Here is a 25,196-nt window from a genome sequence, read left to right as displayed (position 1 = left end):
ATGGAGGTCATGCGCCACCCGGCCCATGCCCATGCCATCGCCATCATCTAGCCGGGACAGCTATCTTGATATCTTCATTGAAAAGGGCCGGCTGGCTGCTCTGCCTGCTGGCGCCATTGGGATTGCAGGCCAGTCCGGCGAGCCAGAGTGCCGCCACCGATACCGCTCGGCCGAGTGAGCACACACAGGTACCACGGATTGCCACCGTCGACTGGACCATAGCCGAAACCCTGCTGGCGCTGGGGGTGACCCCGCTGGCGGTGGGGGATGTCAGCGCCTACCGCGCCTGGGTCGGCGAGCCGCTGCTGCCGGCCGATGTGGTGGATATAGGCCTGCGGGCTCAGCCCAATCGCGAGCTGCTGGCCGAGTTGAAACCCGATCGCATCCTCATCTCCCCGCTGGCGGCGCCGCTGGCACCGACCCTGTCCCGCATCGCCCCCGTGCAGTCCATCGCCCTCTATGATCCACAAACTGATCTGTGGCAGCGGCTCCATGAGGCGACCCTGACCATAGCGGCGCTGGTGAACAAAACGGCCGAGGCGAACGTGCTGCTGACAGATTTGAATCGGGATCTCGAGCAGATGAAACAGACCCTGCCGGCGGAGCTGCCGCCCCTGCTGGTGGTGCAGTTCATCGATGAGCGCCATGTGCGGGTGTTCGGCCGCCACAGCCTGTTCGAGGCCGTGATGCTGCGACTCGGCCTGCGCAACGCCTGGCAGGGGGAGACCAATGCCTGGGGTTTCTCGGTGGCCAGTCTAGAGCAGTTTTTATCCATACCGGAGGCCAGGTTGGTGGTAGTGGATCCCATTCCGGTCGGGGTGAGCGAACGGCTGCAGGAGCCCGGTCTCTGGCAGCATTTGCCGCTGGTGCAACAGGCTCCGGTATTGCATCTGCCCGCAGTCTGGAGCTTCGGTGGCGTGCTCGCCGCCCGTCGCTTCGCCACCTTGCTCAGCGAGGCATTGCAGAAGGATGCCAGGGGAGATCGCCAATGAAACATATATTTCCATCCCCGTTGCAGCGACCGACTTTGATCCTGCTGGGGCTGACCCTTTCGCTCGCTTGCTGGGAGCTGGCCCGCCAGTTGCCGGGCGCGCTCTGGTGGCAGACCCTCTTTGCGCCCAATCTGGATGATGCCCGTCAAGCCGTGGTCCATTTCAGCTGGTTGCCCCGCTTGACGGTGACCCTGCTGGCCGGGGCCGCCCTCGGTCTGGCTGGCACCCTGATGCAGCAGGTGCTGCGCAACCCGCTCGCCTCGCCGACCACCTTGGGGGTGGCCTCCGGCGCCCAGCTGGCATTGATGATGGTGACCCTGTTTGCCCCCTCCTGGTTGCTGCTGGGGCGTGAGTGGATCGCCATGACCGGTGGCAGCCTCGCCATGGCGCTGGTGTTTGCCCTGGCCTGGCGCCGTCAGCTCAATCCCGTTGTCATCGTCTTCGCGGGGCTGGTGATCAACCTCTATCTGGCGGCCATCAGCATGGGGCTGTTGCTGTTTTTTCAGGAGGAGTTGAAAGGCTTGCTGGTGTGGGGCAGCGGTTCTCTGGCTCAGAACAGCTGGAACGGTGTGAGCTACCTGCTGCCACGGCTGCTGGTGGCGGGGGGGCTGGCGGCTGCGCTGGTGCGCCCGCTGGCTGTGCTTGAACTGGATGATGCCAGTGCCCGCAGTCTGGGGGTCTCCCTCCAACACTTGCGACTGGCGGGGCTTGGCTTGGCGGTATTTGTCACCGCCTGCGTAGTGAGCGTGGTGGGGCTGATCGGTTTTATCGGGTTGGCCGCACCGGCCATGGTGCGGCTGCTGGGGATCCGCCAGCTCGGTCTGCGGCTGCTGTGGGCGCCTGTTCTGGGGGCTCTGCTGTTGGCGGCCACCGATCTGTTGCTGCAATCCGTCAGTCGATTCTGGCCCATGCTGATCCCGACCGGTGCCATGACGGCTCTGTTGGGGGCGCCGCTCTTGCTCTGGCTGATCCCGCGACTTTCCTTGAAGTCGGGCACACCCAAAGCGAGTACCGGTTTGCTGGTAGCACGACATCCTGCCCCGACTCGCCTGATCACCTTGCTGCTGCTCGGCTTGGGGCTTGCCATCATAGGCTCTCTGCTGTTCGGTCAGGGAATGCACGGCTGGAGCTGGCCAAGCTGGCTCAGGTGGCAGGCCCAGCTGGAGTGGCGGCTGCCGCGCACTCTGGCGGCGGGGGCTGCCGGGATCTTGCTGGCGCTGGCGGGCACCCTGCTGCAGCGGGTCAGCAACAACCCCATGGCGAGTCCGGAACTGCTGGGGGTGAGTGGCGGCACCTTCATGGGAGTGATAGCGACGGCACTGCTGTTGCCTGCCTTGCCATTGCCCATGATGCTGCTTGGGGGCTTGGTCGGGGCTTTCGGTTGCCTCTTGCTGCTGGTGCTGGTCAACCGCAAGCATGGTTTCCAGCCGGAGCGGATCCTGCTGTCCGGCATCGCCATCACGGCGCTGTTCGAACCATTGCAGGCCATAGCGCTGGCCAACGGCGACATGCGAGTGCAGCAACTGCTCTCCTGGATGTCCGGCTCCACCTATTACGTCACCCTGCCGGTGGCTTATGGACTGGTGGTACTGGCGGTATTGATGCTGGCAGCCTGCCTGCTCATCAGCCGCTGGCTCGATCTGTTGCCCATGGGACCGGCACTGGCGACCGCATTGGGGATTCGCCTCAACCGTGCCCAGCTCGCCATACTGCTGCTGGTGGCCGTGCTCACCGCCAGCGCCACCCTGGTGGTGGGGCCGCTCTCCTTCGTTGGTCTGCTGGCCCCGCACATGGCCAAGCTGATGGGACTGGTACGGGCGCGCTGGCATCTGCTCGGTGCCGCCGCTTCCGGCGCCCTGCTGATGGTGTCGGCGGACTGGATCGGCCAGCAGATCCTGTTCCCGCAGGACGTGCCGGTCGGGCTGGTCTCCACCCTGTTAGGGGGCGCTTACTTCATGTGGTGCCTGCGCCGCCTCTAGGTGTGTGGATGACACATGCACAAAAAAAGAGCCCGGGATAATCCCGGGCTCTTTTTTTCAAGGCTAGCGCCGACTCATGTGCCGAGGCAGACAGCCAACTCAGAATGCCAGTGAGGTGGACAAAAGGAAGGTACGTGGAGAACCCAGTCCGCCGGACAGCCCGCTGCCATCGCCACCGCTCCAGGAGCCGAGCCAGTAGGCATGATTGGTGAGGTTTTGCACCGAGGCTCGCACCGTCACCTCCTTGGTGGCAATGTTGGTGGTGTAGCGGGCCCCCAGGTCGAAGGTGGTGTAGGGGGAGAGCGACATGCGGTTGTCATCGGTGACATAGCGCTTGCCGACAAACTGGGTATTGCCGGTCAGCGTGAGCCCGGGCAGGGCGGCGAGGTCGTATTCCAGCCCCAGCTTGGCCATCACTTTGGGCACCCCGGTCGCCTGGTTGCCTTCATTGGCCTTGTTGAGGGCCTTGGTCAGTTCGGCCTGGGTATAGGAGGCTCCCCCCAGCAGGCGCAGTTCCGGAGTCAGCTCGCCAAACAGATCCCACTCAATCCCCCGGTTGCGCTGTTCACCGTAGACCCCATAGACATTGCTGACCGGATCCGTGTAGGCACTTGGTTTGGCTATCTGGAACAGGCTCACTGTATGGGCGAACTGACCCAGATCCAGCTTGGCGCCGACCTCATACTGCTTGGTCTGGTAGGGCTTCATGATTTCACCCGCATTGCTGGCCGTGGTGGGCGCCGTGCCCCCCTGGCCCAGTCCCTCTATGTAGTTGGTGTAGAGGGAGAGGTCATCCCGTACCTTGACCAGAATGGCGGTGGCTGGCGAGAGCCGGCTCTCGTCATAGTGGGAGGTCTGCGCGCCGCTGGCGCCATAGTTGGTGCTCTCCACCATCTGGTGTCTGGCGCCGACTGTCCACTGCAGGTCCCCGTCCAGGAAGGAGAGGGTGTCCACCAGGGCGACACTTTCCAGCTTGGCGTCGCTGCTGGACGTCACTGCGCCAAAACCGCTCTGATCGGGGGCCGAGCCAAAATCGAGGTGGTCATAGTTGGTGATTGTGTGGTTGGGATACATGCGATCCTTGAAGCTGAGCTCCGAGGTGTAGTGCGTGGCAGCCAGTGACCAGGCGTGATCGACAGGGCCCGTGCCGAGGTTGCCCCGCAGACCGGCTTCGCCCGAGCGTTGGGTGCCGTCCCGTTCGGAGCGAATGGCCATGGCGTTGATGTCCCCCGCATTGTTGAGCAGGGTATTGCGGGTGATCAGGGCTCTGTATCCCCCCTCTCGCTGGCCCCATGCGGCAAAGGCCGTCAGCGAGTCGGTCAGGTCGTACTCCCCCCGCAATACGGCTGCCCTGGTGTCATTGATGGTGTAGGCCCAGGCCGGAGCCAGTGAATAGTCGCCCTTTTTGGCTGTGGGCAGCTGGGTGACAGTGCTGGCGATGGAGAAGATGCTGAAGTAGTTGACCCCATCCACCTCTTCATGTTGCCGATAGAGATCGAGGGAGGCGCGGGCCCGCTCGTTGCGCCAGTCAAAGCCAATGGAAGTCAGCTCCATCTTGTGCTGCTGGTCATTGACCGGGGTGTCACCATCGCGGTAGACGCCATTGAAGCGCACCCCCCACTGTTTTTCTTCACCAAAGCGGCGACCCAGATCCAGATGCACGCCGCCGAGCCCGTCTGATTCATAGGTGGCGGTCACCTTGGCCAGAGGATCCTTGCCGGCGCGTTTGGGCACTATGTTGATGCTGCCCCCCACGCTGCCGTCTGGCGGCATGCCGTTGAGCAGCACGGACGGGCCCTTGAGCACGTCGACCCGCTCGGCCATCTCGGTCGAACTGCGCATGTTGGGCGCCATGCCGATCAAACCGTTGAAGGTCATGTCACTGGCCGTGGTGCTGAAGCCACGCATGTAGAAGGTCTCGAAGACGCTGCGTTTGCTCGGCACATAGATGGATGCATTGGTGGCACCGGCGAGGGAGCCGATATCCTGTGCCTGCTCGTTCTCTATGTACTCTTCTGTGTAGCTGACGGTGTTGAACGGGGTATCCATGAAGTGCTTGTTGCCAAGCAATCCGACCCGACTGTCAGAGGCCACCTGGCCACCGGCATAGGTCTGACGCCCTTGCACCACCATGACCTCATCGGCACTGACCCCGGCTTGCCGGCGAACCTTGTAGCGTCCTTCTCCCGCAGGCTCGGCCACCAGATCGTGACCACTCAGCAAGAGGGCCAGACCCTGGGGGGGACTGTATTGGCCTGCCAGCCCGGGGCTGGTCATCCCTTGCAGGGTTTTATCATCGAGCTCCAGGCTGATACCTGTCTCGGACGAGAAGGTCTTGAGCGCCTGGGCCAGAGAGCCAGCCGGGATACTGAGGCTTTTTGTGGTCGTGACCGACTGCTCCGGGGATTGTGCCTGTGCGGATGGGGCCAGGCCGAGCAGCAGTGTGCCACTGACACCGGCCAGAATGGCCAGACGTGCGGCCACGCCCAGCTTGTTCAAGGAAAAGCGGGAAACGGTTTGTGCCAGAGGGGGATGGGCGAGCGCAGCAGGATGCAACAGATGGGGCTTTAACATTCAGGATTCCTTTCTATTCGAGGAGGTGATTGATTGTCTCCTTCAGTTTTCCGAACGAGACTTCACAACCCTCAAATAAAAATGAATATCATTTGTATCTTTGTGGCCCGGCAGCATAACGGCCAGTGATTCAGCCGCGACAGCCGGGCAAACAACGTGATCCTGTCAGCTGCGGTAGCCCGTCATCACTTCATCGGCAATGCGGGTCAGACAGGTCACGCTGGCCGTGCAGAGATACCAGGTTTCCGGGTCGACAAAGATGACCTTGCCACTTTTCCACGCCTTGGTCTGGCGCAGCAGGGGGTTATCCAGGCTCTGGGCATTGAGTGCCGCCCGCCGCTCCATCACGGCTGTCCTGTCGATCACATAGAGGATGTCCGGATCCGCCTGCTGGATGAACTCGTTGGAGATGGGCTGCCCATGGGTGCCTGTTTCCCTGTCAGGACCCGCCGGCTGAACCCCAAGGGTATCGAAGATGAAGCCATACCGTGAGTGTGTGCCGAAGGAGGTAAAGGCACCGTTATTGTGCAGCACTATCAAGGCCTTTTCCGGTCGGTTCCGGGTCACTTCACGCACCTGGGCTATTTTGTCGTCTATCTGCTGAACCTTTTCGCGCGCGAGATCCTCTTTACCCAGTATCTTTCCGAGGGTGAGCAGGTGAGCCTTGGCGGTTTCCAGTACATGCCCCTGGTGATTGGTCATGTCGATGTCGTAGTGCAGGGTCGGCGCTATCCGGCTCAGCTCCTGATAACTCTGGGCTTGCAGGGGGGAGATCAGGATGAGATCCGGCTTGAGTTTGTGCAGTCGCTCCAGGTTGGGTTGTATGGTGGTGCCCACATCCATGACGTTGGGATCGTCTTTGTATTTGCTGAGGAAGTGAGCCACATAGTCTTTGGCGATGCCCGCCACGGGGGCGCCAAGCTGATCCAGGGAGTCCAGTTCACTCATGTCGAAGGCCACCACCCGCTCCGGGCGGTGGGTTATCCGAGTCGTACCCAGCTGGTGTTCGACAGTGACAATGGGATCGTTTGCCGAGGGTGTCTGTGCCGCCGATCCTGATGAGGCGTCATCACACCCCATCAGGCCAGCGGCCGCCACCAGCAATATTCCGTGCACTGCATGTGCCTTGTTCATCCTCATAGCGATTCTCCTGACAGGGATGGGTTGAAGTAGTTGCAGACGAAGCCGTTTTGACTCGGCAGTATCTCGAAGTCCAGTTCATAGAGGTCTTGCAGACAGGCACGGGTGACCACCTGGCCGACCGGGCCGCTGTGGGCGATGGCGCCTGCTTTCATCGCGACTATGTGGTCGGAATAGTTGGCGGCAAAGTTGATGTCGTGTACCACCAGAATGACGGTGCGGCCCTGTTCATCACAGAGGCGCCGTATGGCCTGCATGATGTTGACCGCATGCTTCATGTCCAGATTGTTGAGGGGTTCATCCAGCAACAGGCAGTCGGTCTGCTGGGCAATGGTCATGGCCAGAAACGCCATCTGTCGCTGGCCGCCGCTGAGCTCATCCAGATAGGCCTTGCGCAGCGGCGCAAGGGCCAGAAAATCAATGGCGTCATCGATTGCCAGCCGGTCCTGGCGGGTGAGAGCACCCTGGCTGTAGGGGAAGCGCCCGAAAGAGACCAGCTCGTCAACGGTCAGGCGCAGCCCGACGTCCGGTGACTGGCGCAGGGTCGCGACCCGTCTGGCATAGTCGCGGGTGGGGATCTGCTCGATATTGATCCCGTCCATCAGAATTCTGCCCCGGCTGACGGTGAGCAGCCGGGCAATCGACATCAGCAGCGTGCTCTTGCCTGCGCCATTGGGCCCGATCAGCGAGGTGACCTGACCGGCGGGAAAGGTCAGGGTGACATCGCGCAGCACTGGCTTGTCACCGTAAGTCTTGTGAACATGCTCCAGGGTGATCATGGGGTGCCTTTCGTTTTGACCATGAGGGCGAGAAAGTAGGTGCCACACACCAGGTTGATGAGGATGCTGACCGTGGTGCGGTAGTTGAACAGCTGCTCCACCAGAAACTGGGCGACGATAAAAATGGCGATGGCAATGGCGCAGCCCAGCGGCAGGGTGACCCTGTGGCGGAAGGTGCGTGCCAGCGCATAGGTGATATTGGCCACGAATACCCCCATGAAGGCCGTTGGGCCTACCAGGCTGGTGGAGACGGCCACCAGCACGGCGATCAAGGCCAGTTGCAGCCGCACTGTGTGCCGGTAATCCACCCCCAGCGAGATTGCCTGGTCACGGCCCAAGGAGAGCACATCCAGCACCGCCAGCCGTCGGCGGGTCATGATGCTGACCAGGGTGATCAAGGCGGCGCCGAACAGCAGTTGTCCGGGCTGTACCCGGTTGAAGGTGGCGTAGCTGAAGCCCTGCAGGATGGAGAACTCACCCGGGCTGGTCTTGAGCTGGATGAACTGGGTAAAGGTGCCGAGCACCATGGTCAGTACCAGGCCCGCCAGCAGCAGCTGATAGAGGTTGGTCTGCCCCTCCCTGAACAGCCAGCGATGGACTATCCAGGAGTAGCCCAGCATGAACAGCAGTGACAGCAGCACGTTTTCCTGACGGTCCAGCAGGATCAGGCTCTGGCTGCCCAGCGTCAGTACCAGTAAGGCTTGCAGCAGCAGATAGACAGCCTCGTAGCCCATGATGGCGGGAGTCAGGAGCCGGTTGCCCGCCAGCGTCTGGAACGTCACAGCCGATAGCGCGATACAGATGCCCGCCAGTCCGATGGCGGCAAGACGCATCAACCTTTGGGGGATCACATAGTCGAAGTCCAGATCCGACCCCACCAGCAGAAACAGCAAGGCCAGCACTATCACCAGCGCCCAGATGCCATAAGGGATCAACAGGTGCTTCATGCGCGTCTCCACAGGATCATCGACAGGAACAGCACGCCCCCCACGCTGCCTGCGGTCAAGCCTATCGGCACCTCGAAGGGGTAGATCAGCAGACGGCCGAGAATGTCGCACGCCAGTAGCAGCAGGGCGCCGCTCATGGCGACGATGGGCAGGGTTTTCTTCAGGTGCTCACCATAATGCATGGCCACCAGGTTGGGGATGACCAGACCGACGAAGGGGATGGCCCCCACCGTGATGACGGTGGCGGCTACCGTGACCGCCACCAGCACCAATCCCAATGCCGCCGTTGCCGAATAACGCAGTCCCAGGCTGGTGGCCGCCTCTTCCCCCATGCCCAGCACTGTGAAGCGATGGGCATAGAGATAAGTGAGCACGGTAATGGGCAGGATCAGGTAGATGATCTCGTAATTGCCCTCGACCACCTTGGAGAAATCCCCCAGCAGCCAGCCCTGTATGCTTTGCAATATGTTGTGCCGATAGGCATAGAACTCGGCGATGGCGCTGAGCACGCTGCCATACATGAGGCCAATCACGGGGATCAGCACAGTATTTTTGAACTGAATGCGTCGTATGATGGCGATGAACAGCAGGCTGGACAGAAAGCAGAACGCCAGCGCCACCAGCATCCGCCCCGTGGTGCCGGTTGAGGGGAGCTGGGTCAGTGCAATCAGGATGCCGAGTTTGGCGGCATCCAGCCCACCCGAGGTGGCCGGTTCCACAAACTTGTTTTGCACTATCTGCTGCAATATGACCCCGGACACCGACAAGCCGGCCCCGGTGAGCAGGAGTGCCGCCAGTCGGGGCAACCGGCTGGCGGTGAGGGTCAGCCAGCTGTCGCCCGAGAAGGACCAGAGCGCCGCCAGGGATATCTGTTTGACCCCGACCAGCAGGGAGAGGCCACTGAGCAGGATCAAGAGGGTGGGCAGTACCGCTGGTCTCAAGAGGTGGCCTCGTCACGGACGGCGCGGGTGATGCGCCATCCCTTGGCGGCTTGCCGTTGTGCCAGGAAATTGGCATAGGGGCCGGACTGGCGGCTGAGTTCGGCATGGGTACCCTGTTCGCGTACCTTGCCCTCTTCCAGTACCAGTATCTGGTCTGCCATCTCGACCGTCGACAGCTGGTGGGCGATGACAATCAGGGTTCGTTTCCCTCGCAGACGCGCCAGCGCTTCGGCGATGGCGGCCTGGTTCTCCGCATCCAGGGCTGCCGTGGCCTCGTCGACCAGCAGTATGGGGGCATCCTTGATCAGGGCCCGGGCGATGGATATACGTTGCCGCTCACCGCCAGAGAGGCGGGCACCCCCTTCACCCACCTGAGTTGCCAGACCCTGGGGCAGGCGCTCCAGGATCTCGCTCACCCCGGCTTGCCTTGCCGCGATCAACACCTCTTCATCGCTGGCGTTCGGTTTGCCGATGCGGATGTTGTCGGCAATCGATCCCTGGAACAGATAGGCATCCTGGAAAATCTGGCTGATCTGGCTGGCCAGTACGTCGCTGGTTATCTCCCTGACATCCACGCCACCCACCTTGACCTCTCCCTGGCTGACATCGAAAAAGCGTGCAATCAGCCTCAGCAAGGTGGTTTTCCCCGAGCCGGATGCCCCGACCAGTGCCGTCATGCTGCCTGGTTCGACTCTCAAGCTGACGTCACTGAGCACGGAGGATTGATTTGCGGCATACCGGAAACTGACGTTGCACAGCTCGACCGAGGCATCGGTCGGGATGCGTGGTGAATGCGGGGCCGACTGGGGAGCTTGCGCAAAGATGTCTCGCAAGGCATCCAGCTGTCCACGGACGCTGCGCAGGATATCGCTGTAACTGGCCACATCGAGCAAGGGATCGATGAAACGGTTTATCAGCACCAGAGCCACCAGGGCGGCAATCAGCCCCTCTTTGTCCACGCCAGCACCTGCATTTCCCTGCAACCACAGGGTCGCGGCGATCAGCAGGGCGGCAAAGCCGGCTTGCACCGCCCAGAGATTGAGTCCGGATGAGAGTGCGGTGAGCTGGATAAGCTTTTTGGCGGATTGCTGTTGCTGCGAGATGGCCTGCTTGAGGAAGCGGGTACCGCCGCGCTCGCCATTGAAGGCTCGCAGCACGGATTGTGCCTGCGCGAATTCGACCATGCGCTGGCTGGTGGAGGCGGCATTGTGGTGGAACTTCAGGTCAGCCGCTTGATTGAGGCGGCCAGTGAACCAGAACACCCCCACCATGAGCGGCAGGGCGACCAGCGCCACCAGCCCCAGGGTCAGGTTGATGGCAAACAGGGCCGCCAGCACTACCAGGGGTATGAGGGAGCCGGTCAGCAGCGGGGTAAACACATGGGCCGGGAGCTGGGCGATTTCCATCATCCCCTGTGATGCCGCGTGATTGAGCCGGGCTGTGTTGGCAGGGGTAAACCAGCCGATGGGCAGGCTGCCGACGTGCTCGCCCAGCTGATGGCGACCCGTCTGGAGAACGGCAATGCCGACCGCTATCCCCGCCTTTTCCACCTTGCGCCTGAGGTACCAGCAGAGCACCACCCCCAGCAGCTGGACGAACAGCCAGCTGGCTGCGCTGTTCACCTCTCCCTGCAACAAGTGCCTGAGCACAGGGATCAGGGTGACTATGGTGAGGCCGCAACAGAGGCTGTAGATCACTGCCAGCCAGCCATAGCGACGCAATATTGCAGTGTCATCGTCCAGCAGACGAACAAAGGTCTTCAGCATTGGGGGATCGCCTCTTCATGCTCAGGGGATTGTCTTTTCTCTACGGGAATGGCCTTGTCATAGCGGCCCTGGGCCCACAAGCGGGCATAACGGCCATTGAGTGCCAGCAGTTCGTCGTGCCTGCCCTGTTCGCAGAGGGTACCGTTGTCGATCACCAGGATTTGATCGGCGTTCATGACGGTGTCGAGTCTGTGTGCGATGACGACCAGGGTACGGCCATGGGCAAAGGCCGAGAGTGCCTGTTGCAGCTTTACCTCGTTGTCGGCATCGGCCGCCGCCGTGGCTTCGTCAAGCACCAGCACCGGCGGGTCGAGCAGCAGGGCTCGGGCTATGCTCACCCGTTGCAGTTCCCCACCGGAGAGCTGCGCATCCTCTCCGACCACTGAGTCGTATCCATGCGGCAGCGCCAGAATGCGATCGTGGATATTGGCGAGCCGTGCGACGGCTTCAACCTCTGCCCGGGTGGCGTTCGGACGACCCAGCGCTATGTTGTCGTGCAGACTGGCGTGAATGAGGCGCACATCCTGCAAGACAAAGCCGATGTGTCGATAGAGCCGGGCGCTGTCCATTTGTCTGAGATCGACCCCGCCAAGGGTGATCCTCCCTGCATCCGGATCGAAGAAGCGCAGCAGCAGGCGTGCCAGCGTGGATTTCCCCGAACCGGATGCCCCGACAATGGCGGTGACGGTGCCAGGCTGCAGGGTGAAATTGATGTCGGTCAGCACCTGTACCTGATCGTCATAGCCGTAGCTCAGTTGCTCGACCCGGATCTCCCCGTTTGCAGGCTGCTGGGAGTCGGCCGCAGCAGTGGTGTCCAGCACGGGAGTCTGCAGCAAGGCATGCACCCGCTGGGCAGCGCCGGTCGCATTGTTCAGGTCATGGGTGAGGTAGCTCAATAGCAGCAGGGGGGCGCAAAGCCCTGGGGCCACCAGCACGAATGGCAGCACATCGGCTGGTGCGATCCAGCCGGCACTGACCAGCACGACGCCCCCGGCCAGCACGACACCGAGCACGGAGGCTGGCGCCATGATGGCGTTGGCATTGGCCATGGCGCTGACCAGGGGACGGGTAAACGCCTTGAAGGCATAGGCAAAGGCATCGATGGCTTCGCGGTAGCTGCTGTGGAGCTTGCCCTGAACACCGAATGCCTTCACTACCGGAATGCCGCTGACAAACTCGACCACGGCGTTGTTGATCCGCGCCATGCCGGCACCGAACTGCTGCATGTTGGCGGCGCTGGCGCTGTGCGCCCTGGCTGAGAACAGGAAGAAGAGGGGAAAGGGCAGCAGCGAGATGATGGCCATGCGCCAGTCCATGAAGAACAGGTAGGCAATCGAGATGGCAACGGCACCGGCGCTACGTCCCATGGTCGTGAAGAAATGGGCCGTCAGGCTGTGCAGTGTGCCTATGTCATCTTGCATCGCCTGTTTCACTTCACCCGATGCCCGGGCCGTGAACCAGCCCAGCGGCACTCTGGCCAGGCGGCGGGTCAGCGCCTGGCGCAGATAGCCAGTGATGCGGTTGTCGGCGAGGTGAGCGACCAGATCGCCCGCGGAAATGAGCGTCATGCCCAGAAACAGACTCGCCAGGCTGGCACCGACAATCAGCCAGAGTTCTTCAAGCTCCCACCCAGCACCCTTCTGGTCGAGCACCAGCTGTGCAATCCGGGTGATACCCGCCAGGGGAACCAGTGTCAGCATGGAACCAACGGCGGCGAGCAGGGCGGCAGCCAGCAACCGGCCTCGGATAGGTGAAAGGACTCGGGCAATCGGACCCGCGGCTTTGGAATCAAGGATGAACTCGTCGTCTACCTTCATGAATACTTCTCCACTGTGGGGTGATGGCGGCCATGTCCCACCGTCTCGTTTGCATTGGGCTGACACGTCTCTTGTGGTTTTCCGAACGGGCGGATAAAAACCTCAAATGAATCTTTTTAAGACCAAAGAAAGTTCAGCGTCCCGCGTCTGATTCGCACTGGTGACAGGTCTGCAGGCCAAGGGCTATGTACTTCTCAACGGAAGAGACCGAGACCTGCAGTTCGGTTGCTATGTCCTGGTAGCCCATACCATTGAGTCTCGACAGCAGCAGTGCCTGGCGGATCTTGGGTGGCTTGCGCTGCAACGCCATATCGACCGCGCCCAGGGCTTCGCGCATCAGTGCACGGGTCTCTTCGGAAGGTTCCCTGAGTGCAGGTTGCTGGGTTTGGCGTTCGAGATAGCGGGCTTCCAGACTGCGCCGGCGATAGAGATCGATCAGTTTGCCTTTGGCTATTTGCATCAAATAACGGCGCGATTCGCTGGCCGCGGGAATATGGCCCTTATTGATGAGGTGGAGGTAAATATCGTGAGCCAAATCCGCTGCATCGTACGAATTTCCCAGCTTGCGGCGGAGCAGGCGACAGAGCCATCCATGATTGTCCCGATATAACGTCTGCCACTGTTCCTGCAAGGAGCAAGCTTCCCTCTCCACGGCTCTTTTCTCCCGAATACAGTGTTTTTCTTTTTGATAATGAAAATCTATATGATAATCATTTACAAGATATCCTGTTCGTAGATATCAAGCAATGCTCTTCACTGACTCTGACAGCAGGGGAGCTATCTCAGTGGTTTTTGACAGAAAAACCGGCATAACCCAATGGTCATTATTCACAATTCAGCAAGGAGGCCACTCTTGCCACTATGTTACTCCGAGGTATTGCCCGAAATACCTGTGAGCACTCATGAAGAAAATATCTGGTTGTTGCAACAACAGCATCCGGAGCAAGTCATCAAGCACGTGGAAGTCTGGCGGCTGGATGACAATGTCGATATTTCATTGCTCACTCTGACAATTCAGTCATTAATAACGGCCTTGCCGGATTTGAATTCCCGCTATCTCTTCAGTGATGAAGGAGACCTTTATAAATACAGGGTTGATGGCTGGTATCCCTGTCTGGAATTTATCCGGTTGTCTTCGGGGGACCTCGATGACAACCTTGGCGCCCTTCATACGTCGCCCTGGGATTCTGCCAGCCAGCCGCCGTTCAAAGCATTCATTATCTATGTAGAACAGTATGTTATGTTCGCATTGATGTCTCATCCCATACTGGGGGAGGCGTGTTGTCTGGGCGAGCTGGTGGCCAGGTTGCGTGATGAGTACGGCGCCCTTGCTCCGCATCTGCCTTCTCTGGAAATGACAAAGCTATCGATAAACTCAGGCGTGTTAGTACCTGAAATTACCAATAACCAGACGGAACATACGGAAAGGGACAAGCTGGCGCTTATTTTACTTGATGAGTTTCGTATTGCTTTATCCAGCCCTGAAATGACGCTTAATGATGACTTCTTTGATTTTGGCGGCCACTCATTGCTGGCTACGCGCATTATTGGCAAGTTGCAGAATCGTCATGGTATTGAGTGCCGTTTCAATGATTTTTTTGAGTCGCCTTCTGCGGCTGCCCTCGCTAAAAAAGCAATATTGAATAGCCCGCCTCAGCAAATACCTTCACTTGTTGTTGAAAATACCTGCCAGCAGGCGCCACTCGCGCTGGCACAAGCGTCATTGTGGCGAGCCTATGCTGCCCATGATTTTGGCACCATCTTCAATCTGCCCTTTGCGCTGGATTTTATTGATGAAGTTGATGAAACGGTTTTTTTGCAGGCATTTACAGACCTGATAAAACGCCACCCCAGTTTGCGAACGACTTTCCATGTGCAAGACGGTCAGGTATTCCAGCGTATTATTCCCGTTGAACATCTGGGTCAATATCGGTGGTTCTGGCACAGCGCTGAAAGCGGAGGTGTCTCCCTGGCCAATGAGGCGACCTATCAATTCGATCTCTCCCGTGAGCTGCCGATCCGTATCCGTTTCATTCGGGATGTGGCGACTGGCCGTCAGCACCTCTCATTCCTGGTTCATCACATGGTGGTGGATGAGTGGTCCATCAATCTCATGATGGAGGATCTCGCCAGCGCTTATCTTGCCCGTGCGGCAGATCAGGCGCCGGTATGGGCCACGCCAGCGCTCGATTTTCACGGATTTGCACGGCAGCAGGCAGAGCAGGGCATCAATCCCCGGCACCTGGCGTACTGGACCCGGATGTTGCAAGGTGCTGCCGACGAGCGGCGAAAACAGCGGCTATGTGCTCCGTCCGAGGGCCTGGGTTCTATCGCGGCGCAGTGGCTGGAGCTCAAGCTCGAGCAGGGGAGTCTCGACAGTTTGTATGCCTTCGCCAGAGGCCATGACTCTTCGCTCTTCAATCTGGTGTACACGGCGATTGCAGTATCCCTGCACAAGCTGGATGGCCTGAACGAGATCGTCATAGGGACCTCGGCATCCGGACGTACCGATCCGGCATTCTTTGATACAGTGGGTTACTTCACCACCATGGTGGCGCACAGGGTCGAGTTCGATGAGCAGGAGTCTTTCGGCAGTCTGTTGAGGGCGGTTACGCATACCATCAATGACTCCATGTCCTACGCAGACATCCCGCTGGAGCAGATCCAGCAAGGGCTTGGCATGACGGCGGCAGAGGGTCTCCTGTTCGATGTCTATGTCCAGATTCACGCCAATAATGCCTTGAACGGGCGCTTGCCAACCCCTGCCGGTGAGGGGATCCGCTACCGACAGATTGATCCTGACAAAACGGAGTCCATGTTCGGGTTGCAGTTCGAGATCATGGAGGATGTGCTGGAAGGGGAGCGCAGATTGCGGCTGGTGATCACTTATAGCGCCGAACGCTACAACAGGGATTGGGTCGAGGCCCTTTGCGTTGTGCTGAACCGGCTGTTCGGACTGATGACAAGTACCGGTACGAGTGCATGTCGACTGGCTGATCTGGCACTGCAAAAGGAGGCATAAACAGTGTTCTGCCCCCTGTCAGCCGACAGGGGGCAGAACACAAGGCTAGGAGGTTGAGGTTGGCAGCCCGTAGTGCTGGAAGGTGGAGGTTCGGGGCAGGCGATACTGCTCCCGACCAAGCAACTGATTGATGATATGTGCATTGCGGTTGGGGCCTATGCCCAGATCCGGTGAGCCCACCCCATGCTGAAATATTTCGGCATTCTGAACAAAGATCCGCCCCTGTCCTCTGTCGCAACGACGGGCCGTGAAATCTGGCTGGACTATGCAATCCCCCTGCTCATCAATGGCCAGGACTGTGCCTTTGAGCCGTTCAAACCACGCAGGCCACGCATGGGCATAACCGGTTGCGGCAACGATGGCGTCGGTCTCCAGTGTGCAGTGCTGATCCAGCTGGGTGTGATGGCAGCTCATGCGCAGGGCACCCTGGCCATCCAGTTCTTCCACTCCTTCGATGGTGCAATGTGAGTAGAGCACCAGGCCTGGCGTCTCTCCACCGATGGATCTCTCATAGAGCAGATCAAAAATCTCGCCAATGGTCGAGAAGCTGATGCCTTTGTAGAGCAATCCTTGCTCCGCCACTATCTCCCTGCGCCGCTCTCTGGGAAGAGAGTGGAAGTAGTGCATGTAGGCGGGGGTGAAGCACTCCTGCCCCAGCTTCGAATATTCCATGGGGTGAAAACCGGCCGCCCGGGTGATCCACTGAATGGAGGCACCGGCCCGGACCTGTTCCGGGGTCAAGGCGCTAAAGAGCGCCAATACGCATTCGGCGGCACTCTGTCCCGAGCCAACGACGGTCACCCGCTTGCATTGCAAGAGCTGCTCCCTGGCATGCATGAACCGGGCTGAATGCATGACCAGAGGATGTTGGCATTCTCGAGCCCAGTCGGGCAGCCAGGGGGTGGTGCCTATGCCGATCACCAGATCGCGGCTGCTGTAGCGCTGTACGGCTCCGGTTGCTGATGTGCTGTCGATGAGAAACCTCTCCCTGGTGTCGTCATAGCGGACATCGATGACCTCTTCGCCAAAGTGACAGCTCGTTAGCTGCTGCGCGGCCCAGCGGCAGTAGTGGTCATATTCCCGTCTCGGGATCAGGAAGTGATCGTAGTAATAGAAGGGGTAAAGCCGATCCTGCTGGTGCAGGTAGTTGAGATAACTCAGGGGGTGGGTCGGGTCGGCCAGTGTCACCAGATCGGCCAGGAAGGGCACTTGCAGTGTGGTGCCCGGCAGCAGCAATCCCTCATGCCAGCGAAACGCGGGTTTGCGCTCGAGAAATACCCCCGTCACCTCATTGTGACGGGAGAGCAGGGCTGCCAGCCCAAGATTGAAGGGCCCGATGCCAATACCGGTCAGGTCAACGCTTGTGATATCCATAAAAAACTCCGAGGGAATGACAATGAACCCCAGGGGAGTGCGCTCTCCCCCGAGGCTTGATAGGTCAGGAACCGGGGGACCTGAGCAGGACTTCAACATCCGCTGCATTGCGGCAGCGCAGCAGTTGTCCCGGTGACAGGGTTCTGGAGAAGTGCTCACCCAGGCGTGCCGAGATGATCTTGAGGTGTTGGGGACGCAGCCCCAGGCTGGTGAAGTCGAGCTGACTGCTCATCCCTTCATTCCGGACCTGTCCCAGCACCTCCAGATAGATATCGAGCACGGCGCCGCCATCCGTCGCACCAGCATCCGCTGTGGCTTGTGGTGCCGATCCCCCCTTGTCTGATGAGGTCAACCTGCTGCGTGCTGCGCGCCGATCCGGCTTGCCATTTTGTGTCAGCGGCAGGCTGTCGACCTGGATAAAGCGCGTCGGCACATGGGAGGCTGGCAGGTGTTGCTTTGCATGCTCGCGTAACGAGGTGATGGAGACAGTTTCCCCATGCTTGCCCACATACAGGGCCCCGATACAGAGTTCCCCCTGCTGCTCTGCGCCGTAGTCCACCACCAGTACATGGGCAATGGCAGGGTGCTTGATGAGCTCGATTTCGATATCAGGCAATGAGACGCGCACGCCACGCACCTTGATGTAGCCGTTCACGCGGCTGTCGAACATCAGGGTGCCGTCAGCCCGATAACGGCCCCGATCGCCGGTACGAAACGCCCTTGTCTCCTCACCGGAGCCTGACGCAAGGGTGACAAAGTCCTGCTGTGTCAGCTCGCCATCTTCCAGGTAGCCGAGCGCCAGGTTCACCCCTGTGGTATGGATGCGACCGGCAACCCCGGTCGGGCAGTGTTCTCCCCTTTCATTGAGCAACCAGTAGCCGTTGCCCGGCAAGGGCGTACCGTACGGTATCTTGTCCTGATCCCTGGCGTCGATCTGGTGCCAGATACTCCAGATGGTGGTTTCAGTCGGCCCTCCCAGTGACGTCAGGCGGGCTGACGGCAGCCGCTTGCGAAGTTCGGCTATGATGCCGGGTTTGATGTAATCCCCCCCTTGCGCGATCAGCCGCAGGCTCGCCAGCCCCGTTGCCTGACTGCAGGAGAGCAACATCTCGAGCATGGCCGGCACAGAGCACCAGAGGGTGACGCCATGCTGCTCCACCAGCTGATTCCAGCGCACCGCATCTTTTTCCGCCCCCGTTTCCGGCTGTACCAGAGTGGCGCCAGCGCTCAGGCAACCGAACACATCGAAGACCGACATGTCGTGGTGCAGCGGAGTGACCGAGATGAATACATCGTCAGGGGTGACCTGCCATGCCTTGAGCGTGCTGCCGATGACATTGGCCGTGGCCCTGTTGTTGAGCACCACGCATTTGGGCTTGCCGGTCGTCCCCGAGGTGTAGAGGTAGTAGGCTGGCGCCAGGTGTTGGGAGCGCCCGACCCAAGGGGGGCCGCTGACATTGTCGTGGGGAGACGCCAGCAGCGCCGCTGGTGTGACAGTGGGGTAGTCAGACTCGAGCCCGTCTGCACAGATGATCAGGTCAGGTTGACAGTTCTCCAGCAAGTAGTACAGCCTCTCGGTGGGGGAGCAGCTGTCTATCGGTACCCAGACCACGCCGCTCAGGGCGCAGGCCAGGGTAGCCATGGTGTGCTCCGGGCTGCGGGGCAGACAGATGGCGACGACCTTGCCTGCCGTGATCCCCTCTCTTTCGAACGCCCCCATGATCCGCAAGACGCTGTCGCCGAGAGTGCGATAGCTGATGCGGCGATCCCCCTGTATCAGGGCAATTTTGTCATTGCCGGCATCGAAAAGATGCGCCGCGATGCGCTCGAGGAAGGGGTCCGTGTCTGCCCCTGTCTCGTCACTGTTATGGCGATAGTGGCCCGTATCAATGATGGCGCTGGCATCAATATCAAACAGGCCGGAGGTGACGATATGGCGGCTTGCCTTGTCCAGTGCCGTGAGGATATCGCACACCAGGTCGCTCTCTATTGCCTCCCGGGCATAGTCGATATCCAGTACCAGGGCGCCATCCGCGCGGCTCGAAAAGCGAATGTCCATCGCCACCTGCGGCGTCTGGGTCAGTCCGGCGCACAGGGTCATGGTGCTGCTGCCGGTGGCTGTTGGCCAGGAGAGTCCATTGGTGATGACAATGGGCAGCACCGGGCCTGTACCCCGGGTTTCAAACAGCTGACGGGCAATATCCACCCCGGAGAAGGCCAGATGCTGCAACCCTTCCATCACGTCGTTTTGCAGCTGGTTTGCCCTGTCTACCAAGGTGTCCCTGGCGCCACACCACTCGACGGCGATGAAGCTGGATCGGTTGGCAAGCGGGCCTGAGGGCAGGGGGGCGACCGGAATGGCGACACACAGATCTCCCTCGTCGAGCCAGCGGGACAGCACATCCAGGATCAGGGCCATGATGGTGGTGTTTTTGAAAAAGTGCTGTCGGGAGCCCAGTTTGCAAAGCGGGGTGAAGAGGTCAGGGGGGATGATCAGGCTCTGTCGCTCGTAACGGGCGGTAGGGATCTGATCCAGTGGCTGCTTCCATGGCAGCCGGGGGGGGCCGTCCAGCCCGGCGAGTTTATGCGTCCAATACTGGGCATCAGCCTTGCGCAGCTCAGGGCTCACGGGGGCGTCCTGTGCCGCAGTGATGGAGGGCATGTCGGGCTGATGACCCTCGAACAACTCCAGCATCAGTGCCGCGATCGAGCGCCCGTCGAGGATGAGCGCATCGAAGCGAGTGAAAACAACATGCTGGTCATCCGGCAAATGGAACAGGGTCAAGTTCCAGGGGGCATGCTCGAGACTGAAGAGTGCGTGGGTATAGTGGTTGCGATGCAGCTTGAGCCGTTCTTGCGCCGTGCTGGCAGAGAGGTGGCGCAGGTCGATCTCCTCAAGGTTGATCCTCTCCTCGTCACTGACGTACTGGATTACTCTCTCGGGATCGACAAGGGTGCGCAAACTCTCGTGGCGTTTGACCATGGCGTGCAGTCGCTGCCGCAGCGTGGCCGGATCCAGTCGCCCGCAGTATTCCCGAAACTCCTGCATGGCGACCCCCCCGAGTGGGAACTGGGTGGTGCGACCCAGCAGATAGGCTCGCTGCAATGGTGTCAGAGGTGTTTCCATCAGAGGCTTTTGTGGTGTCAGCGCTTGGTCAAGGGTGGCTGGATTGGTGGCCACTGTGCCAACCTGAGTGACGAAATCGTTGAACAGACGGGTGATCCAGGCTTGCGGCAGTGCATCCAGGCGAATGTCCCAGTTGATCAATATGCCGCCATCAATACGGACAACTTGTGCATCCAGTGCGACCTGAGGTCCCTGGGAGATGACCCAGTTCATGGAGCCAAACACACTGTGAACCCGTTCGGAAAACAGCTCGCCGCCATCCAGATCCAGCGCTGCCGTGAACACCACTGGGGCTAGCTGGGCTGCACCATGGTGGCGGGAGAGATCGCGCATCAGGTTGACACCTGAGTAGCTGCCATGACTGAGTCGTTCGGCCATCTGGCTTGCCAGTTGATGGCAGAGCCCTGCCAGGGTATTGGCAGAGGTCATGTCGACATCAAGGATGGTGAGATTGGCGAACTCCCCGACGATTTGTTCTGTCCCCTCAATCACGGGCTGGCGCCAGAAGAAGGGCAGATTGAGACGAAATGTCGTGTGGCCCGTGGCCATGCCGAGCTGATGGGCAAACAGCCCCAACATCAGGCTGGAAGGCGTCATTCGTCTGTGTCGGGCCAACTGGATCAGGGTTTGACGCTCTTCGGGGGAGATCCATGCACTGAGGCGGTGGCTATCGGGGGATGAAGCAGCATGTGCTGGCGCTGGCAGCGAGGGGGCCGGTGCTATCTGTGACAGCTTGCTGCGCCACCAGGCTCTGTCTTCCATTCTGGCTGCTTGCTGCACGGGATCCCGATTGATTGCATCGCACCAGTCGAAGAAGGCAGGAGGGGTTTGCCGTGGCGAGTCCGGGCATTCATAGAACAGCGCCAGGTCTTCCATCAGCACGCGGAAGCTGGAGGGATCGACCGCTATCATGTCGGTATCGATATGCAGCCTGCATGCATCCTCCCCCAGAATTGATAACGAGAAACGCGCAGCTTGCCCCCGGGCCAGGTCAAGGCGTTGATGTGTCCACTCCTGGCGTTTGCGCCTCAGTGCCTCCGCCCGTTCTGCATCACCCAGCGCCTTGAAGTCATCAACCTCAAGGCGTTGTGATGGCGCCATCTCAGCCACTGTCTGCATGCCGTCATGGGTTATCTGAAGTCGCAGCATGGGGTGTGATCGATACACATGTTCAAGGGCGCGGCCCAAGCGTTGCAGGTCGAGGGTATGGCAATCGAACTCGGCGTAAAGATGCGCAGAAACCTCACCCAGTGATGAGTGATTGCCTCGGCCAATCCAGCAAGCCGCCTGCATGGAAGTCAGTTCTCTCATATCTCGCTCGTAATGTTGACAAGGCCATTCATTTGGTTCTTTATATATTTACGGATGAGAATGGTTTTCATTTCAAGTTTATTTTATTGAGTCAACCTGTATGGGGGGGAAGCAAGATAGTCTGCAACGGATCTACTGCGGAATGGTTTAAGGTGTGCGCTGAAATGCGGGACAAGTATTTTCCAACTCTATTATCCTGGGCGAAAAATTGTCATGACAAATGGCAGGCTTATATCCCTGCTCAATGTGTGGAGGCGTTAGGTCCATAGTTATGATGTGGGTATTTGTGTCTGCTGTTATTTACAATGACATCAACAATATGAGGCTGGTTTCACATGACCAATCCAGAAATGATTAGCCATCAATGGCTACAAGAGCGCGTACAGCAACTTATTGAAGATAATGACACAGAGCTGGATCTGGAAGAGAGCCTTATTTTATATGGACTAGACTCTTTGCGAGTGATGCGATTTGCTGCTGAACTTAAAGAACGCAACATCCATGTCAGTTTTGAAGATCTGATAAAATCACCAACATTGGCTAGCTGGCGGGAGTTGATTGCCAATCGACAAGCCATTGCAAGATAAACGTAAATTATAGTATTGACAGCAAGAGTCCGAGTGATGGCTTTTTACTTTTATTAATGGTTGTTTCACCTCCATCCCTTACGATTAATAATCGGCAACTTGATAAATCAAGATGCGGATTGCCAAACTACACCACCAAATGTGCAGGCATGCCTGCATAGCGCTAGCCATGGGTATGATAATGGGTTTGTCATCAGAAGATGCCGGGAAAATAGAGTCGTTTTGGCGGTATTGTGTTCAGCATCAATATTTCAATATTGGTTATCCAGAGGCGGCTGACTTCGACTACTCCGCTTTGAACCGTTTTCTAAACTTCTCTATCAACAACTGTGGTGATTGGAGCCAGCAGAGCAACTACCTTCTCAACTCCTTTGATTTTGAAAGAGAGGTGATGCAATTCTTTACAACCCTGTTCTGCATTCCTTTTGAGCAAAGTTGGGGTTATGTGACCAACGGTGGTACTGAGGGGAATATGTTCGGATGCTATCTGGCCCGCGAGTTATTTCCTGAGGCAACATTATATTACTCAAAAGATACGCATTATTCGGTTGCAAAGATCATTCGACTATTGAGAGTAAAGTCATGTATGGTCGATTCACTGCCTAATGGCGAGATGGATTATGATGACCTGATCAATCGAATCCGACTGGATGGAGAGCGTCACCCTATTATATTTGCCAACATAGGGACGACGATGACAGGGGCGACAGACAATATTGCCACCATTCAAGGACGCTTGAAAAAAATAGGAATCACCAGGGGGGACTATTACCTGCATGCCGATGCGGCATTGAGTGGCATGATCTTGCCCTTCATCGACAACCCTCAACCTTTCTCTTTTGCAGATGGCATCGACTCGATAAGTGTATCGGGTCATAAAATGATCGGCTCTCCCATTCCCTGCGGGATTGTCCTGGCCAGACGCAAGCATGTCGAGCATGTCTCGGTTGAAATAGATTATATCTCGGCATGTGATCAGACAATCAGTGGCTCGCGCAATGGCTACACCCCGCTACTGCTATGGATGGCAATAAAAAGCCGATCATTTTCAGACTGGCGTCAGCGAACGCAGCACTGTCTTGATATGGCCCAATATGTCATCGAGCGTTTTCACGCCAAAGGGATTCATGCCTGGCGCAATCCAAATTCGATCACTGTGGTTTTCCCAAAGCCTGCTGACCATATATGGAAAAAGCACTGTCTGGCCACATCAGGAAAAATATCACATATCATCACCATGCCTCATCACACCGGGAAGGAAACCCTGGACAGGGTGATCAATGACATTGCTCTGGATGGAGAACCTGGTCGCGGTTTGGCGCATGCGTTGACTGTCTGATAGCACCAGAGTCGACGGCTTTGCCATGGTGGACGTGGTTGCAGGGCGAGAGCCAGCTCTCGCCCTGTTTGCTTGCGTTACTCTGGCTGCTTCTCGCTAGATTACTTGCCGATGCAGAAGCTGGAGAAGATGCGACCGAGCAGATCGTCGGAGCTGAACTCGCCGGTGATCTCGGACAGAGACTCTTGCGCCAGACGCAGCTCTTCGGCCACCAGTTCACCGGCGACATAGATTTCCAGCTGATCTTTGGCCACCAGCAACCGCTCGGCGGCGCGCTCCAGCGCATCCAGGTGGCGGCGGCGAGCCATGAAGCCCCCCTCAGTGTTGCCCTGGAAGCCCATGCAGGCTTTCAGGTGCTCGCGCAGGGCGGGCAGCCCCAGCTCTGTCTTGGCGGAGATGCGGTAGACGGCGTGGCCCAGTTCCTGGCTTGGAGCCAGATCCTCGCCAGTCAGGTCTGCCTTGTTGCGTACGACGGTGAGACCGATGTTTTTTGGCAACCGATCAACAAATTCCGGCCAGATCTCCCGCGGGTCGATCGCATCGGTCGTTGTGCCATCCACCATAAAGAGCACACGGTCGGCTTGCTCTATCTCGGCCCAGGCCCGTTCGATGCCGATCTGCTCTACCTTGTCCAGGGTATCGCGCAGGCCGGCGGTATCTATGATGTGCAGCGGCATGCCATCCAGGTGGATGTGCTCGCGCAGCACGTCGCGGGTGGTGCCGGCAATCTCGGTGACGATGGCTGACTCGCGTCCGGCCAGGGCGTTGAGCAGGCTCGATTTGCCTGCGTTGGGACGACCGGCGATCACCACCTTCATCCCTTCCCGCAGCAGGGCCCCCTGTTTGGCTTCACTGCGCACACCGTCCAGCTCAGCCATGATGGCGTAGAGATCGCCTGCCACCTTGCCGTCGGAGAGAAAGTCGATCTCCTCGTCCGGGAAGTCGATGGCGGCTTCTACATAAATGCGCAGCCGGATCAGGCTCTCCACCAGTTGCTGGATTTTGCTGGAGAACTGCCCCTGCAGGGAGTGCATGGCGCTGCGGGCGGCCTGCTCGCTGGACGCTTCAATCAGATCGGCGATGGCTTCGGCCTGGGCCAGATCCAGTTTGTCGTTCATGAAGGCGCGCTCGCTGAACTCGCCGGGACGGGCAGGGCGCAGCCCCTTTATCTGCAGGATACGGCGCACCAGCATGTCCATGATGACGGGGCCACCGTGACCTTGCAGCTCCAGCACATCTTCGCCGGTGAAGCTGTTGGGGGCCTTGAACAGCAGTGCTATGCCCTGATCCAGCGGTTGGCCTTGCTCATCCTTGAACGGCAGATATTCGGCATAACGGACCCGGGGAAGCTTGCCGAGCACTATCTCGGCGACCTGTTCGGCGGCGGGGCCTGAGACCCGGACTATGCCAACGCCGCCACGGCCGGGCGCGGTGGCCTGGGCCACGATCGTATCTGTTGTCATCTTGCTTGGCTCGTATGTTCGGTAATTGGGGACATTGT

The 25,196-nt window shown here is 59.1% G+C and carries 16 protein-coding genes; 5 read left to right on the top strand and 11 right to left on the bottom strand.

All coding sequences use genetic code 11. The annotated features are described in order from the left end of the window. Positions 1–77: 77 nt before the first annotated feature. Together AC1P02_RS05010 and fhuB are read left to right on the top strand one after the other, a co-directional pair. Positions 78–992, top strand: a complete 915-nt coding sequence (locus tag AC1P02_RS05010) for an ABC transporter substrate-binding protein (RefSeq protein WP_485185424.1) — start codon at positions 78–80, stop codon at positions 990–992. Then, positions 989–2,971, top strand: a complete 1,983-nt coding sequence (gene fhuB, locus AC1P02_RS05005; RefSeq protein ID WP_485184354.1) for a Fe(3+)-hydroxamate ABC transporter permease FhuB — start codon at positions 989–991, stop codon at positions 2,969–2,971. Before AC1P02_RS05010 ends, fhuB begins: the two co-directional genes overlap by 4 nt. A gap of 99 nt (positions 2,972–3,070) precedes the next feature. Here fhuB and AC1P02_RS05000 read toward each other — a convergent pair whose 3' ends face one another. From AC1P02_RS05000 to AC1P02_RS04965, 8 genes are all read right to left on the bottom strand, one after another. Beyond that, complete coding sequence (locus tag AC1P02_RS05000; RefSeq protein ID WP_485184352.1) at positions 3,071–5,545, bottom strand: TonB-dependent siderophore receptor; 2,475 nt, start codon at positions 5,543–5,545, stop codon at positions 3,071–3,073. Positions 5,546–5,710: 165 nt separating this feature from the next. Next, positions 5,711–6,685 carry a siderophore ABC transporter substrate-binding protein gene (locus tag AC1P02_RS04995; RefSeq protein ID WP_485184350.1) on the bottom strand — a complete coding sequence of 325 codons (975 nt, stop codon included), beginning with the start codon at positions 6,683–6,685 and terminating at the stop codon, positions 5,711–5,713. After that, positions 6,682–7,464, bottom strand: coding sequence for an iron ABC transporter ATP-binding protein (locus tag AC1P02_RS04990; protein ID WP_159167386.1), 783 nt, complete (start codon positions 7,462–7,464; stop codon positions 6,682–6,684). Before AC1P02_RS04990 ends, AC1P02_RS04995 begins: the two co-directional genes overlap by 4 nt. Further along, a complete protein-coding gene (locus tag AC1P02_RS04985; protein WP_485185423.1) occupies positions 7,461–8,396 on the bottom strand; it encodes an iron chelate uptake ABC transporter family permease subunit in 936 nt (311 codons plus the stop codon). Before AC1P02_RS04985 ends, AC1P02_RS04990 begins: the two co-directional genes overlap by 4 nt. A gap of 11 nt (positions 8,397–8,407) precedes the next feature. Next, positions 8,408–9,352, bottom strand: a complete 945-nt coding sequence (locus tag AC1P02_RS04980) for an ABC transporter permease (RefSeq protein ID WP_159167388.1) — start codon at positions 9,350–9,352, stop codon at positions 8,408–8,410. Next, positions 9,349–11,118, bottom strand: coding sequence for an ABC transporter ATP-binding protein (locus tag AC1P02_RS04975; protein ID WP_485184348.1), 1,770 nt, complete (start codon positions 11,116–11,118; stop codon positions 9,349–9,351). Before AC1P02_RS04975 ends, AC1P02_RS04980 begins: the two co-directional genes overlap by 4 nt. After that, positions 11,112–12,935: an ABC transporter ATP-binding protein gene (locus AC1P02_RS04970; RefSeq protein WP_485184346.1), complete on the bottom strand. Its 1,824-nt coding sequence runs from the start codon at positions 12,933–12,935 to the stop codon at positions 11,112–11,114. Before AC1P02_RS04970 ends, AC1P02_RS04975 begins: the two co-directional genes overlap by 7 nt. A 133-nt stretch (positions 12,936–13,068) precedes the next feature. Further along, positions 13,069–13,587 carry a sigma-70 family RNA polymerase sigma factor gene (locus tag AC1P02_RS04965; RefSeq protein ID WP_011899264.1) on the bottom strand — a complete coding sequence of 173 codons (519 nt, stop codon included), beginning with the start codon at positions 13,585–13,587 and terminating at the stop codon, positions 13,069–13,071. 240 nt (positions 13,588–13,827) lie between these two features. On the opposite strand from AC1P02_RS04965, the gene AC1P02_RS04960 reads away from it, so the two are divergent. After that, the gene (locus tag AC1P02_RS04960) at positions 13,828–15,957 is read left to right on the top strand and encodes a condensation domain-containing protein (protein ID WP_485184343.1); all 2,130 of its coding nucleotides are present in this window, start codon (positions 13,828–13,830) and stop codon (positions 15,955–15,957) included. Positions 15,958–16,002: 45 nt separating this feature from the next. On the opposite strand, the gene basC is transcribed toward AC1P02_RS04960, so the two are convergent. Together basC and AC1P02_RS04950 are read right to left on the bottom strand one after the other, a co-directional pair. Further along, the gene (basC, locus tag AC1P02_RS04955) at positions 16,003–17,331 is read right to left on the bottom strand and encodes a putative histamine N-monooxygenase (RefSeq protein ID WP_485184341.1); all 1,329 of its coding nucleotides are present in this window, start codon (positions 17,329–17,331) and stop codon (positions 16,003–16,005) included. Positions 17,332–17,395: 64 nt separating this feature from the next. Beyond that, a complete protein-coding gene (locus AC1P02_RS04950; RefSeq protein WP_485184339.1) occupies positions 17,396–21,769 on the bottom strand; it encodes an amino acid adenylation domain-containing protein in 4,374 nt (1,457 codons plus the stop codon). A gap of 335 nt (positions 21,770–22,104) precedes the next feature. Here AC1P02_RS04950 and AC1P02_RS04945 point away from each other — a divergent pair, with 335 nt between their 5' ends. Next, positions 22,105–22,356, top strand: coding sequence for a phosphopantetheine-binding protein (locus AC1P02_RS04945; protein ID WP_005319564.1), 252 nt, complete (start codon positions 22,105–22,107; stop codon positions 22,354–22,356). A 169-nt stretch (positions 22,357–22,525) separates the two neighbouring features. Beyond that, on the top strand, positions 22,526–23,695 hold the full coding sequence (locus AC1P02_RS04940) for a histidine decarboxylase (protein ID WP_485184337.1): 1,170 nt from the start codon (positions 22,526–22,528) through the stop codon (positions 23,693–23,695). Positions 23,696–23,796: 101 nt separating this feature from the next. Here AC1P02_RS04940 and mnmE read toward each other — a convergent pair whose 3' ends face one another. Next, positions 23,797–25,158 (bottom strand): tRNA uridine-5-carboxymethylaminomethyl(34) synthesis GTPase MnmE, encoded by a 1,362-nt coding sequence (gene mnmE, locus AC1P02_RS04935; RefSeq protein WP_059112340.1) that lies wholly within the window; start codon positions 25,156–25,158, stop codon positions 23,797–23,799. Positions 25,159–25,196 lie beyond the last annotated feature (38 nt).

This window comes from Aeromonas sp. TS_SC_11, assembly GCF_057318915.1.
The sequence above is the reverse complement of the archived record's forward strand: the minus strand, read 5'-3'. Positions and strand labels throughout refer to the sequence as shown.